This is a genomic window from Serratia sp. S4, from assembly GCF_000347995.1.
GTDB lineage: Bacteria > Pseudomonadota > Gammaproteobacteria > Enterobacterales > Enterobacteriaceae > Serratia > Serratia quinivorans.
The window spans coordinates 5,005,594-5,018,326 of sequence record NZ_KB661120.1 but is presented as its reverse complement, the minus strand read 5'-3'; the positions used below and the strand labels follow the sequence as shown (position 1 = coordinate 5,018,326).

Annotated in this window: 13 protein-coding genes; 4 read left to right on the top strand and 9 right to left on the bottom strand. The window is 55.6% G+C overall.

The window, feature by feature from the left end:
• The first annotated feature begins 87 nt into the window (after positions 1-87).
• Entirely contained in the window at positions 88-1,014 is a 927-nt protein-coding gene (gene ctlX, locus SERS4_RS0124170; RefSeq protein WP_017894338.1) for a citrulline utilization hydrolase CtlX, read from the top strand.
• On the opposite strand, the gene SERS4_RS0124165 is transcribed toward ctlX, so the two are convergent.
• From SERS4_RS0124165 to SERS4_RS0124125, 9 genes are all read right to left on the bottom strand, one after another.
• Positions 1,006-1,617, bottom strand: coding sequence for a LuxR family transcriptional regulator (locus SERS4_RS0124165; protein ID WP_017894337.1), 612 nt, complete (start codon positions 1,615-1,617; stop codon positions 1,006-1,008). The genes ctlX and SERS4_RS0124165 overlap by 9 nt on opposite strands.
• A gap of 2 nt (positions 1,618-1,619) precedes the next feature.
• Complete coding sequence (locus SERS4_RS0124160) at positions 1,620-3,254, bottom strand: PglL family O-oligosaccharyltransferase (protein ID WP_017894336.1); 1,635 nt, start codon at positions 3,252-3,254, stop codon at positions 1,620-1,622.
• A 24-nt stretch (positions 3,255-3,278) separates the two neighbouring features.
• On the bottom strand, positions 3,279-3,818 hold the full coding sequence (locus SERS4_RS0124155) for a fimbrial protein (protein WP_012147351.1): 540 nt from the start codon (positions 3,816-3,818) through the stop codon (positions 3,279-3,281).
• 18 nt (positions 3,819-3,836) lie between these two features.
• Positions 3,837-4,841 (bottom strand): fimbrial protein, encoded by a 1,005-nt coding sequence (locus SERS4_RS0124150; protein ID WP_012147350.1) that lies wholly within the window; start codon positions 4,839-4,841, stop codon positions 3,837-3,839.
• Positions 4,842-4,855: 14 nt separating this feature from the next.
• Positions 4,856-5,470 (bottom strand): fimbrial protein, encoded by a 615-nt coding sequence (locus tag SERS4_RS0124145; RefSeq protein ID WP_017894335.1) that lies wholly within the window; start codon positions 5,468-5,470, stop codon positions 4,856-4,858.
• Positions 5,471-5,481: 11 nt separating this feature from the next.
• Positions 5,482-6,207, bottom strand: coding sequence for a molecular chaperone (locus SERS4_RS0124140; RefSeq protein ID WP_172641839.1), 726 nt, complete (start codon positions 6,205-6,207; stop codon positions 5,482-5,484).
• A gap of 49 nt (positions 6,208-6,256) precedes the next feature.
• The gene (locus tag SERS4_RS0124135) at positions 6,257-8,758 is read right to left on the bottom strand and encodes a PapC/FimD family outer membrane usher protein (protein ID WP_017894333.1); all 2,502 of its coding nucleotides are present in this window, start codon (positions 8,756-8,758) and stop codon (positions 6,257-6,259) included.
• Between the two features lie 98 nt (positions 8,759-8,856).
• Positions 8,857-9,408 (bottom strand): fimbrial protein, encoded by a 552-nt coding sequence (locus tag SERS4_RS0124130; RefSeq protein WP_012147346.1) that lies wholly within the window; start codon positions 9,406-9,408, stop codon positions 8,857-8,859.
• An 87-nt stretch (positions 9,409-9,495) separates the two neighbouring features.
• Positions 9,496-10,026, bottom strand: coding sequence for a fimbrial protein (locus tag SERS4_RS0124125; protein WP_006317526.1), 531 nt, complete (start codon positions 10,024-10,026; stop codon positions 9,496-9,498).
• A gap of 762 nt (positions 10,027-10,788) precedes the next feature.
• On the opposite strand from SERS4_RS0124125, the gene SERS4_RS0124120 reads away from it, so the two are divergent.
• The 3 genes from SERS4_RS0124120 to SERS4_RS0124110 are packed head-to-tail and all read left to right on the top strand — an operon-like array spanning position 10,789 to position 12,650.
• Positions 10,789-11,202, top strand: a complete 414-nt coding sequence (locus SERS4_RS0124120; protein ID WP_012147345.1) for a hypothetical protein — start codon at positions 10,789-10,791, stop codon at positions 11,200-11,202.
• 2 nt (positions 11,203-11,204) lie between these two features.
• The gene (locus SERS4_RS0124115) at positions 11,205-12,353 is read left to right on the top strand and encodes an FKBP-type peptidyl-prolyl cis-trans isomerase N-terminal domain-containing protein (protein ID WP_017894332.1); all 1,149 of its coding nucleotides are present in this window, start codon (positions 11,205-11,207) and stop codon (positions 12,351-12,353) included.
• A gap of 15 nt (positions 12,354-12,368) precedes the next feature.
• On the top strand, positions 12,369-12,650 hold the full coding sequence (locus SERS4_RS0124110) for a FaeA/PapI family transcriptional regulator (RefSeq protein ID WP_026142570.1): 282 nt from the start codon (positions 12,369-12,371) through the stop codon (positions 12,648-12,650).
• Positions 12,651-12,733 lie beyond the last annotated feature (83 nt).

The following is a 12,733-nucleotide window of genomic DNA, read 5'->3' as shown; positions in this document are numbered from 1 at the left end:
ATTTTTCACACTGACTGGTTTCAAATTGATTATCCATAATGGTGTCGCGCCAGCCCCTGGCTAATCCTGAACCCGGTGAAAAATAACATGCAAACCACCCAATCCGTTTTTATGATCAGGCCGTCTGGCTTTACCGCTAATCCGGAAACCCGGCACAGCAATTTTTTCCAGAAAATCACCGGGGAACATGAGGATCACAAGGCTGGGGCCGTCATTGCCTTTAACGGCTACGTCGATGCATTACGGCAGGCCGGTGTCGACGTCAGGGTGATGGATGAGATTGAAGGGCAGGAAACGCCGGACGCGTTATTTCCCAATAACTGGATTGCCCTGTTGGGGGACGGCACCCTGTTCACCTTTCCGATGGAAGCCGTCAACCGACGACGGGAACGCCGACAGGACATTATCGCGCAGCTTGCCAATGACTTTGTGGTTGAACGATGTGTCGATCTTTCAGTCCACGAACTGGCCGGGCGCTTTCTGGAAGGTACCGGCTCGCTGATCCTGGATCGTCAACACCAGCTGGCTTACTGCTGCCAGTCGTCCCGCAGCTCGCCGGAGGTAGGTGGCGAATTTGAGCGCCATTCGGGTTATCAGATTGTCTGGTTTGACGCCGTAGATGCTAATAATCAGCCGATCTATCACACCAATGTGATGATGAGCGTCGGAGTGCAATACGCCATTATTTGCCTTGAAAGCATCCGCAACGAGGCGCAAAAAAGCAGGTTGATCGCCACGCTGGAACGCAGCGGAAAAACCATTATTGACGTCAGTTTCGCTCAGATGGAAGCTTTCGCCTGCAACGTATTGGAACTGCGAGCCGGGGACGGCAGCCCGGTCTATGCCATGTCGACCCGCGCCTGGGCCAGTTTCACCCCGCAGCAGCAGGCGCTGATCGGCGATTATGCCCGGCTGGCGCTAGGATCGATCGACATTATTGAAGATCTTGGCGGTGGTGGCGCACGCTGCATGCTGGCGGAGATCTTCCTGCAAAAGAAACCGCTGTCAGTTTAATCCCATCTGATTTAACAGCATTTTGTTCAGCTCGGTGCTTTTATGCACGTTCAGTTTGCGCATCGCCGAGCGTTTATGGGCGCTGATGGTCTTCTGGCTGCGGTGCAGCATACCGGCGATGGTGCAGGCGGACATCCCGGTGCTCATCAGTTTCAGCACCTTCTTTTCGCAACTGCTCAGGGCGGCGATGCGGCACTGCCGGCATTTCCAGATGCCGCTGGCGTGCAGTGCCACCCAGGGCTGCTGGCAAAACTGTTCCAGCGCCATCTGCAACTTGTTGCGGACAGTCGCGGTGGCGTCACGGCGGTTAATACTGAACAACGCCGGATGGGCGTGCGAATAACGGGTGTCGCGATCGTCGAGAATCAACACGGTCATTTGCCGATGACGCGGCGTCTGGTGCGGACTTTGATAGCAACGTGCGCAGCCGCAAGCATCTTCCAGAGTACGAAACACGATCTCTATCGGCTCCATATTTTGCAGATCGACCTGATATCTACGGCTGCTGGTGTTCAGATCATGCAGATACTCTTCCAGCAGCAGCCGTAAGCCGAATTGATAAAAGTTATCGCTGCCCAGTAGGGTGAACCGAATATTAAGCATGATTACTCCTCAAAACGCATATCGTGCGGGAACAGTCGACGAGCCTGATGTTGCAGTTCGGCGGCCCGCTGGGGCTGTTGCAGTAAGCGGCTGACCGCTATCAGGTTGATGTAGATATTGGCGTCCGGCCGCACGCGGATTTCGTTTTCTGCCCACTGCCGGTAGCTCAACAGCGTGGCGGTATCGCGGGTTTGCGGATATTGCAGCAGCCGCTGCAACTGGACGTCGTAGTCATAACGTACCTGCCAGGGCGTCGGTGTTATCACCCGGCTCATGGGGCCAAACTGCCGCAGGCCGCTCTTCTCCACTGCGGTAACGATCAGTGCGCTGTGCAGGCCGTTGAACAGATAGGGCAGGATCAGTAAGGCAGCGGCACCGATAAGCAGACGCAGTGTCTGTTGCGACCTGCGAGGTAACCGCCAGCGGCGGCGTACGTCACCCGCGCGCAAGATTGCCAGCAGCAGCACGGCGTGGGCGGCGGAAAGATAAAGTGGGTACTCCACCATCATATGCAACAAGATTGGCAGCGCAGCCATCCAGGGGGCAGGGCGCAGTGGCAGTACTCGAGTGCGTTGCAGCAAACACCATAATCCCCAACCGACCATGACAATGCCGCTCAGGCCGAGCAGGCCACCTTCGATGCCCCACAGCAAAATTTCGTTGTGTGGGTGGCTGATGGCGACGCTTTCCATTCCACTGCTATGGGTGGTGTAGAAATGATGCAGGAAATCGTGCTGAAAATGGCCGTAACCCCAGCCAAACCACGGGCGTTCGGCGATCATGCGCAGTGCTTCTTGCCAGTAAGTCAACCGGTAGAAAATCGGTTCTGTCACTGTGACCGCCCGTGTGGCACCGTTGAGCAGCACCAACAGTACCCCGGCGGCTACCCCGGCTAGCAGTAGCAACAGGGAGAAGGTGGCGCGGCGGCGATTAAGGCGATATAGCATCCACAGTTGCAGTGGTGACAGCAGCAGGGCAGCCAGCAGCCCGACGCGCGAAGCAATAACCACCAGCAACAGCGGTGCCAGTACCAACATGGTGGCGCTCAACCATTGCAGGCTACGCGACAAGGGGCGACGACTGCTGAGCAAATACAGCGCCAGCGCCAGACCGGTCGCCATAAAGCTGGCCATCAGGTTCCACTGCTGGAAGATGCCGTAAGGGCGGTTTTTCAGGCTGTTATAGCCGATCCAGTTACCCGGCTGCAGCAGGCTGTATTGCACCAGGCCGAACAGGGCTTCGATCACCGTTGCCGCCAATAACAGAGTCAGCAGCCTGCGCCGCTCTTGGCGGCTGAGCGGGATCTGCAGCAGTGCGAAGTAGGCCATGATGCCCAGTACCAGACCTATCAGGCGCGGTAGGGCTTCGCTTAGCCAGGGTTGTTGCGCCCACAGCAGCGGCAAAAATAAAATCAGGCCCCCCAGCGCCAGCCGGTTAAAAAAGCCGGAGACCGCCAGCGGCGGTCGGCAAAACAGCAGGGTGCCGAGGATCGTCAGGGCGATAAATATCCCACCAACCAGATTCCACGGCAGATAAAAACCGCTGCCGCCGCGATTGGGCCAGTAAATATGCATGGCAATCAGGCAATAAAACGCCGCCAGCCCGAATAACCAGGCTGTTTTGGATTTGGATATCATCACTTCTTCCTGCAGATGCCGGGCTTATTGATAGGCCAGCACGAAATTGGCCACCGAGCTGAACTCACCCTCGGTAATGGTTTTATTCTGTATCGCGCTGGGGTGGCCCTGCACATAGGCGGTAAAGTTCAGAATGTTGGCGCCATCCTGCAATGCCACCGCGCTGGTGGCCTGGTTCAAATCAATATCGGCCCCCTTGCTGTCAAACAGGGCGATAGCGGCGCCGTTGGTGCCGTTATTGATCGCCAGTTTGCCCGGCAGTTCACTGTCTTCGGTACCGCTGAAGGTAACGTTGACGGATTTGAATACCGACGTTTTACAGTCGGTTAGCTTGATGTTGAACGGCACCGGGTTGCTATGCCCATAGCGGTACAGGGTTTTGACGATCACCGTGTCCATTTCCACCACCTGATCGGCCGATTGCGGCTCAATATTGCACGGCCGGCTCACCACGGTGCCGTGGAACTGCAGCGGAGACCCGACCAACTCGGTATCCGCCAGAGTCGGCAATGTTGTAAACCAAAAGGGCGTGCAACTGAGCATCGCTAAAGCGCGTAAACGCATCGTCTGTTTCTCCCTGAATTACTCGAAGGCCGCCACAATGGTGGCCGAGGCGTTAAATTCCCCTTCTGCGATTTCCTTGCTACCGTTGGCCAAGGGGGCGGCAACCAGGTTCCAACTGCCGCCGTTACCGATATTCGGCACCGGGTAAAACTCATTCGGGATAACCAACTGGCCGTTATGTTTGATCTCGATGCCGAGATCGGTTTTATCGGTCTTAAACGCGTTATTGGTGAAGGGCGCCGGGGTGCCGGAGACCGCCAGTTTGATATTCAGCGTGCCGTCCTCAAAGCTGCCGCCTTCACACTGGAAGCGCACCGGAATGCTTTGCGGATAACTTTTGCCGTCCAGGTTGCTGCCGCTGATTTCACCGAACTCAACGTTGATCAACTGCCCTTCGTTCACCACGCATTTATCCGGTACGTAGAGGATGGCGGACTGAATAAATACCTGCGCCATAGGGTTGGGGCCGAAACCGCCGTCGGTCGACCCTAAGCGGCCATACATCTCGATGATTTGGCGGTCATTAATCTGTACGCCGTTGATGATTTTTTTGCGCACCCGGAAAGTGATCTTGCCTTTAGATCCGCTGCCGTAGTTATTGACCTGCAAATAGGGTGGCCGACAGGAATGTTGGCTTAACAGGTTGGACTCGTTATAAAACGGCACCGTGATATAGGCGTTTTTATTACCGGCGATCCAAACCTCGGCTTTTAAATCCAGGAAATCATTAAGTTTTAAATAACCGTTACCGTATTCGGAAGGCGGTAACGCCGAATCCGATTTATAAAAGTGCGGGCTGGTAGGAATTGGCGTATCGCAATAGACTTTGCCGGTATAGGTACCGCCGAGATCATAGAGAAACTGCTTGGTAAAGCCGACGGTATTGGTAATGTTGCTTTCATTCAGGTCGATATAAAACTGCTTCGGGCCACCATCCGGGGTTACATAACCGTTGGCCCAGACGGCAGGGGCTGACAGCAGCAACGCCAGTGGCAAGCAGTGGCTCAGGTAGGTTTTTTTCATCGTGTTTGTGAACCTCACAGGTAAATCACCTGAATATGTGCCACGCCGGAAAAACCGGCCGCCATTACCGCCCGCTGGGTGGATTCCACGCTGGCACTGAACCACAGCGTATTGCTGCCGGGTTGCAGAATGTAAGGCCGACTCTGTTGGTTGAGCGCCAGCGCACGGCCTTGTTGATCCTTCAACCGCAGGCCGATGCCCTGTACGCCGCCGTTAAGTTTCAGCAGCTCCGGGTTGTTGACATCGCTGTCGCCGAGAAACACCAGCGTGGCAGCCTGCTCACCCTGTAAATAAAGCTGCGCGGCATCGCCATTGCGCTGCCCTGCCGGGTTATCCGCCAGCGCTTTGGCACCCAGCAGGCAGTTGCGGAAAGAGAGGCGAAAGCGCACCGGCGTGCTTTGGTCGCCGGCATTCTGGAAGTCACGCGCGTTAACATCACCCAGATCAATCGCCTGATCCTGGCTGTCCGGCGTCAGGCTGCAGGGGGAACTGAGCAGGCCGCCATGAAAGCTGACGGTGCCGGTGGTGCCTTGGATCACGCCCAGTGGCGTCGCCGCCGTTGCGCTGCCGGTGAACAGCAACGCGCCGAGCAGCAGGGGCCGCAGGCGGCCGCCGGTGAATTCAGCCATGCGCTATCTCCTTATTTTTTGCTATCGGGCACGGCGTTGCAGACGCTGCCGTTGCAGGCGAAGCGCAGCTCCGGATGGCCGCCGTAGTCATTGATGTAGCTGACGACAAAGCCGTTGAGGCCAGTGTCGCTCAGCTTGAGGGGCTCGCTGGATTTCGGCTTCAGCATCACCGGCTGGAAGCCACCTAGTGCGCCGCCGCCCTGTTTCTGCGTCTGACGGGTCATACCGGTCAGGGTGATATAAAACGGCGTTGGGTTCTCAACGGTGAAACCGCCGGCGCTTTTGTGAAACACCAGCTTCTCCTGCCACACTTCGCCTTTAGGCGCGACGATGGCCTTCGGGCGATAAAACAGTTTGATCTGGGTTTGCAACGCCAACTGCATCACATTGGTTTTGCTGCTTTTCGGCGGGATCTCTCGCAGGTTGAAATAGAACACCGATTCGCGATCCTGTGGCAGGCGATCGGCCTCCGGCGTCTTGGTGATACGCACCACGCTGCGTTCGCTGGCCTCAACCCGTTGCAATGGCGGCAACACCACCAGCGGTGAGGTGACTTTCTGGTGCTGCTCGTTTTCCAGCCAGGACTGCGCCAGGAAGGGCAGTTCCTTATTTTCATTGACGATATTCAGGCTGATCGATTTCGCGTCGCTGAGGTAAACGGCGCGGGTGCGATCCAGCGATATCGCCGCGTTGGCGACGGGGGCTGCGGCGGCCAATGCCAGGCCCAGCGAGGCCATTTTTGCTAACGGAAAGTGGTTCATCATCTTCAATTCTCTACGTTACGGATTACAGTTTGGCGCACGGCAGCAAGAGCTGATCCAGCGGCTTGGCGGCGCCCGGTATGACAATGCGGCACTGACGCTGGCCTTCCCAGGCGACGTCGAGTTGCTCTTGCGGCTGTACGCCGGTCAGGTAGACCGAGCCACCGTCGTTCACTACGGCCACTTCGCGGCCTTTTTCGCTCAGCACCGTGGCACCAAACGGCGGTTCACTGCCGTCGGCCAGTTTGATGGTGGCCAGCAGCTTGCTGCCTTTCACCACCTCAAAGTGGCGGTAGCCAATGGCCCCTTCGGTCAGCGTGCCCTGTACTACGGCGCGGGTGGCCTCCACGTCGTCCGCCAACGTATTGACGTCGATGCGGGTGTCGGTGTTGTAGTAGCTGGTGATGTCGGAGATCACCGCCAGGCCGAAACGGTTGCTGTAGGCGCGGCCGTTGTTGATTGGCACCCCGGCAATGCCGTCGGTATCGAGCATCATCCGGCTGCCGCCGTTGCTGGAGTTCTGGTGTGCGGCTATGCCGTGTCGGGTGGCGGTAATGCCACTGCGGAAGGTACCGCCGATCGACGAATAACTGTCCTGTTGATAAGAGGCGCTGGCGTTGAGCGAACCAAACGAAGCGTTATGGCTGTAGTAACCACGGGCCAGTGATTTGCCTGACTGGTTAAAGCCACCGCTGACCTGCCAGGTGTTGTTCGGATCGGTGTAGTCGTTGTAGGACGCCATCTGCGTCACGTCGCTGTTGCTGGTTTGCAACGAGTAGCCTACCCGACGGCGATCGCCAATCGGCACGCTGAAATTCACCATCACGCTATCGTCGGTGCGGCCGTGATAAGTGGTGCGATAGGCCGACAACGAGGCGGTGATGTTGCTGACATTGCCGACGTTGAACAGTTTACTGGCAGACAACCCGTAACGATCCTGCGCCCTGGCATCCCAATAGGTTTGGTGCGAATAGGTCAGGTAAGCGGTGATCGCCTTGGCGCTGTCTTCCGCCATAAAGGTTTTGCTGGCGGTAATGGTGTACAGCTCTTTTTGCCGCCCGTCGTAGCGCTCGTCGTAATCGTTGTAGCGTTCCTGCAGATATTGCGACATGTTCATGAATTTGCGCTGTGAGAAGCGGTAGCCGGCAAAGGTGATCTGGCTGTTCATCTCATCAAACCGCTTGGCGTAGTTGACCTTGAACGACAGGCCGCTGGCGGTCGGCTCATTGGGCAAGCGGGCGATAGACTGCGTCACGTCCACCGACATGGCGCCAAACACGTTCAGGTCACGACCCAGGCCGAGTGCCCAGGCGTTGTAATCGCCGCCAAGCAACGCGCCGCCGTACAGCGACCAGGCACTGGTTAATCCCCAGGAGAAATCACTGGCGGAGAATAGCGGCCCTTGCGTTCGGTGATCGTAAGCCGAGGGCTTGCCCACGGCGACGTTGTAGCGGACATAGCCGGGGCGCGTCAGGTAAGGAATGGTGGCGGTGTCTACCTGGAAGGTCGATACGCTGCCGTCCTGTTCTTCTACCTTCACATCCAGCCGACCGCGTACCGAACTGTTGAGATCCTGAATGGCGAACGGCCCGGCGGGCACGGTGGTTTCGTACAACGTGCGGCCTTCTTGCGACACGGTGATCTTGGCGTTGCTTTTGGCAATGCCGCGCACTTCCGGTGCATAACCCTGCAGGTTTGGCGGCAGCATACGCTCGTCGCTGGCCAGGTTAAGGCCGGTGAAGCGGTAGGAGTCGAACACGCCCGAGTCGAGGAATATTTCGCCGAGTGTCAGCTTGGCGGCCTGCATCGGCAGCGCGCGATAGGCGTAAATCTGGTTCCAGTCGAAATTGCTGTCGCGCTGACCGGCCTGCTGATTGTAGGTCGCCTGATAATCGGCGCGCAGACGCCAGGCGCCCAGGTTGGCGCCGACCGTCCCGTAGCTGCTGAGGTTTTCTGCGGTGTTGTTATTGTGGCTTTGCTTACCGACCTGGCCGCTGATGCTGTAGTCCAGCAACAAACCAGGGATGCCGTCATCCCACTGTTCCGGTGGCGTCCAGTCCGGATCGGAATATTTCATCCAGGCCTGTGGAATAGTGATCGCCAGCACGCCCCCGCCGATGCGGTCGGAAATGGTCGCCCCTTTGATGCCGCTGATATCGGCGCAGCTGTTGTCGTGCCACAGGGTGATTTTTTTGACGACTTCTTCTTTCAGCGCCATTTTCTCTATCAGATCCGGCGGCAGACAGACACGGGAACGATCCTTTTGGTCCGGCGACGGGTAATACTGGATGCTGCGCTGCGGCAGGGTTTTCTGGTTGATCTTGATATCCAGCAGATAGGCGCCGGGCATGACATAATCGGCGTCGGAAAAACGCGATAAATCCACTTTGCTGCGATCGCCAATATCTAATACGTCGGTATTAAATTCCGTGGCGGAAAAAGCCGAATGCACCCAGAGGAAAGATAGAATGACGGTGAGGGGTATTTTTTTCCGTGTCAGTAATGACGTCATAGAATAATCACTCATGGCAAATCCGCGCCCAATAGCAGGTCATCCTGTACGACCTGAATACGTAATACGTGATGTCATTCAGTGCCCTATGCAGGCACCCGCCTAACGAGGCGTTACAGATAAGACAGGGTGAATTTCGCCAGTGAGCTGAATCCGCCGGCTCGGGCCCTGTCAGGGTGAATACGTAGCTGAGCGCTAAAGCGCAGCGTATTGTCGCCGGCGACAATCTGATAATCCGCCGTGGTGCTACCCAGCGGGATCGGGATACCGGCAGCGGTCAGCAGCTCAATGGCCACGCCTTGCGCTTCGCCGTAGACGGCCAATAACTCGGGATCCCGGCTGTCAGCCGTGCCGTCGAAGGTGACGGTGGCTGCGCGGTAGATAAAGTCGGGTTTTACCTGGCTGGCCAATTCGCAATTCACCAGCTTGATTTCAAAGTTGCGGCGACTGCCAATCAGCACCGGCTGCGTATCCAACGCGGCATCAGTCATGGATATCAGCCCGAAATCAACGGTCTGGTCCAGGCTTTCGCTGGCAATCCCGCAGGGGGTTTCGACGATCTCGCCGCCCAGATTGAGCGTGCCGTGGCCCTGATTTTTTGCCGTCGCTTCGGCGCTGCAAACGCTGAGCGCGATAAGCACTACGCCCCAAATCCGCTTGGTCATGCTGGCTCTCCCTGTTGCCGTTGGTGCCGTTACCCAATATCCGTGCAGGTAAAGCGGGGATACCGCAGTGATATCCCCAGCGAGGGATTACAGGTAGGCCAGAGTGAAGTTTGCAACGCTGGTGAATTCGCCTGGAACCACGGCGCCAGAAGCGCTGCTGCCTTGCAGATAGGCGGCGAATTTCAGGGAGTTATTGCCTTCGGTCAGGCCCTGACCATCGGTCGCGGTGCCCAGCTCAACGTCTTTGGAGTGCAGGTTGTCATAGATCATGATGCCAGCGCCGGTTGCGGTGCCGCTCAGAGCCAGCAGTTTGCTGTTATCTGGATCCGGAGTCCCGGTGAAGGTCACCTGGACGTTCTTCATCGTGGCGATGGAACAGTCTTTTAGTTCAATGCTGAATGGCTCAGAGCTGGATTTACCTTCTTTGGCCAACAGACGGCTGCTGATTTGGCCCATTGGCACAGTTTGGTCAACAGATTCCGGTGCTACGCTGCATGGCGCATCAATAATTTCACCGGTAAAAGTGACTTTACCGCTACCCTGGTTAGATGCGGCGTGAGCAACAGATGCAGAAGCGAAAGCAATCACGGTTGCCAGCATTAATTTATTCAGTTTCATTTCTCAAGTTCCTGTAGAGAGTATTTAAATAAAAAGAACAGCACATCTAAATCCCCCACAGCGGCAGCAACTTCATGTCACCGACGCGGTAGTTGGAGCCAGATCCTTTTGCTCTGGGCAATACGCCACCGTCCGTTATTCATGAGTGAATAACGAAAGGTTTTGTAAGTCGAATAGGCGAAATCCATAGAATTAAAATAGGTATATCGCCGTAGCGTTTTGCTGGGATTATTCTTGCAAATAATAGACTTGATTGGAAATGGCTTTTATTAAGTTGAGTCAAATACAGAATATAAACCCAAAAGGAAAAAGAAATATATATGATTGAAAATCAATAGATCGTATACAACTATTATCCAGAATAAATGACTATATAAATAGCAATATGCGAGATATTAGATTGCCAGAATTAGTCTTCACACTACAATTAGCAATATTGTTTTGATAATATCGCCCTCAGACAGCAGATGATGAATTCTGGCTGTTAATCATAAGTTAAAAGTTAACTCGTTGTTTTGAAAGGTATGTAGGCCATAAATACTGGCTTGCATGCGGACTTTATTCATTGTGGTGCGGCTAACCCTCTTCGTGAAATTAACAAATTTATAACAATGTGATTGGCTGTCGGATTATTACCAATATCCGCCTGTTGCCGTGCGATTTTGTTATTTAACTCGTTAGGATTAATCAGAAGAAGTGAGATCTGGCAGGGCTTCGCGACACAATAATGACCTAAGTGATAATTAAGGGATGATAAACGGAATGATTACAATAACTGATGATTCAACTCGCCGTTCTGCTACCGTTATGGCCGCGTTGATAATGACATGTTTACTGTTGTCCGGCTGTGTTGGAAAAAATAGCACGGGTAACGTTGCCGTGAAAAAAGTTTCACAGAATAATCCTAAGGAAAACACTGATGAGCAACGCATTGCGCTTTGTCAGCAACGGGTCAATTCGCTCAAGGATATTAATCCGCAAAGCTACCAGAAAAGGATAGCTTATTTTAACGGACTGTTATCCAACGCCTCCGGATATGCCGGCATTCGCAGTAATGTCGATGAAAGTACCCGTAAGGCTATAGACGCACTTTATAAATACAAGACCGAGAAGTTCTGCGCCGACGTTGAACATGAGCTGATGTCCAGTCTGTCCAGCCGGGTGGAGAGCCTGTAGCCATGAAAAAGTACGCGGAAGGAGCCGCGGCTTTACTGCTGTTGATTGCAGGAGGCAGCGCGTTAGCGGCAGGTAATGCGTCTGGCGGGGATGACGGCATCCCTGCATTGCTGAAATTTGCCGAGCAACAGCAGGCCGTGCCGGTGGTGGAAAAAGTGCCGCCGACGCCCCCGCCTGCGGCCAGCAAGCCAAAACCTGCGCCCGTTCCGCGTGGGGATAACGCTCGGCTAGCGGCGTTGAATCAGGCGTTACAGCGGCAGGCCGACACTATCCGCCTGTTGGAACAGCAGTTGGCAACTCAGGCTCAACCAACGATGCCGGTACCGCTACCCAAGGCTGCACCTGTGGATATCCGGCCGCTGGTGGCGGCGTTAAAAGGCGTTCGCCGGGCCATTGCCACACCGCCGGATCTGCTTGCCATGGCGGCAGCACTGGCACGGCAGCAGCGGTTGGTCGCGGAGCAAGAGCGGCAATTGCAGCAGCTCAACCGCCAGCTTCAGGCACCGGAGCTGGTCAGTGTGGCAGATAAACAGGCTTACGCCGCCGGGGTTTCGCTCGGACGCGACATTCTGCGGCTGCAGGAAGAGAACCAACGGCTGGGGATTGAGGCCGATCGGTCACGTCTGCTGGCGGGTATTGGCGATACGTTGGCGGGCAAACCGCGGCTGGACAACGCCGCTATCGACAGTGCGCTGCAGGCTGCAGACGCTGCATTGCAGCAGGCCCGGCAGCAACGGCAACAGGACATACGGCAGGATGGCAAAGCCTATCTTGCCGATTTTGCCAAACAGCCGGGGGTACAAAAGGATGAACTCGGCTTCTATTACCGCGTGGATTACGCCGGCAGTGGGCAGATAGCCGCAGGCGACAATGTCGATATTGTGGTGCGTGAAAGCCTGCCCGACGGGCAAGTGATCAAGGATATGGAGTTGGCCGGCACGGTGATCTCACAACCCCTGGCACAGTACCCGGCGCTGTTCCGCGCAGCCATCGGCAAACTGAACAAACACGGTTCGATGACTCTGGTGGTGCCGGCGGCGCTGGCCTATGGCGATAAGGGAAGCCCACCCGCCATACCACCTGGGGCCACCATGATTTATACCCTGCGCGTGGCCGACGCCTTGCCGCAGGACAGGAGCAGGCAAAAGTAACTCAAGGAGAACGCGATGGCCAAGGTGCCGATAACATATGAAATCAGGAAGTCACATATGCTAAACGTGTTACGAAAACTGTGTATGGAACGTGCGGCCGGAGCCGATGGACAGCATCCACCCGCGCCGGAACACTGGCCCAAAACCAGGGAGTTGGCGGATAAATGCGGTGAGAATATTTACACTACGCGTACCTTGCTATTGGCGTTGGAAAAAGAGGGCAAAGTGAGTTGTACCCATCGCAGCATCAATAATTCGTTGCGCTGGTATATTTGCACATCACCTAAAAAAGCGTAATTCCTTTCCCGTTTTGTGTTTTGACTACCTTTCACAGCAGAGACTTATAGGGCTGACGGAGCGAAATGCCCCTCAGCCCGACT

Coding starts and splice junctions, on each gene's coding strand:
- SERS4_RS0124130 (WP_012147346.1), bottom strand. CDS start 9,408: ATGACCAAGCGGATTTGGGGCGTAGTGCTTATCGCGCTCAGCGTTTGC.
- SERS4_RS0124110 (WP_026142570.1), top strand. CDS start 12,369: ATGGCCAAGGTGCCGATAACATATGAAATCAGGAAGTCACATATGCTA.
- SERS4_RS0124165 (WP_017894337.1), bottom strand. CDS start 1,617: ATGCTTAATATTCGGTTCACCCTACTGGGCAGCGATAACTTTTATCAA.
- ctlX (WP_017894338.1), top strand. CDS start 88: ATGCAAACCACCCAATCCGTTTTTATGATCAGGCCGTCTGGCTTTACC.
- SERS4_RS0124140 (WP_172641839.1), bottom strand. CDS start 6,207: ATGGCCTCGCTGGGCCTGGCATTGGCCGCCGCAGCCCCCGTCGCCAAC.
- SERS4_RS0124115 (WP_017894332.1), top strand. CDS start 11,205: ATGAAAAAGTACGCGGAAGGAGCCGCGGCTTTACTGCTGTTGATTGCA.
- SERS4_RS0124160 (WP_017894336.1), bottom strand. CDS start 3,254: ATGATATCCAAATCCAAAACAGCCTGGTTATTCGGGCTGGCGGCGTTT.
- SERS4_RS0124120 (WP_012147345.1), top strand. CDS start 10,789: ATGATTACAATAACTGATGATTCAACTCGCCGTTCTGCTACCGTTATG.
- SERS4_RS0124145 (WP_017894335.1), bottom strand. CDS start 5,470: ATGGCTGAATTCACCGGCGGCCGCCTGCGGCCCCTGCTGCTCGGCGCG.
- SERS4_RS0124135 (WP_017894333.1), bottom strand. CDS start 8,758: ATGAGTGATTATTCTATGACGTCATTACTGACACGGAAAAAAATACCC.
- SERS4_RS0124125 (WP_006317526.1), bottom strand. CDS start 10,026: ATGAAACTGAATAAATTAATGCTGGCAACCGTGATTGCTTTCGCTTCT.
- SERS4_RS0124150 (WP_012147350.1), bottom strand. CDS start 4,841: ATGAAAAAAACCTACCTGAGCCACTGCTTGCCACTGGCGTTGCTGCTG.
- SERS4_RS0124155 (WP_012147351.1), bottom strand. CDS start 3,818: ATGCGTTTACGCGCTTTAGCGATGCTCAGTTGCACGCCCTTTTGGTTT.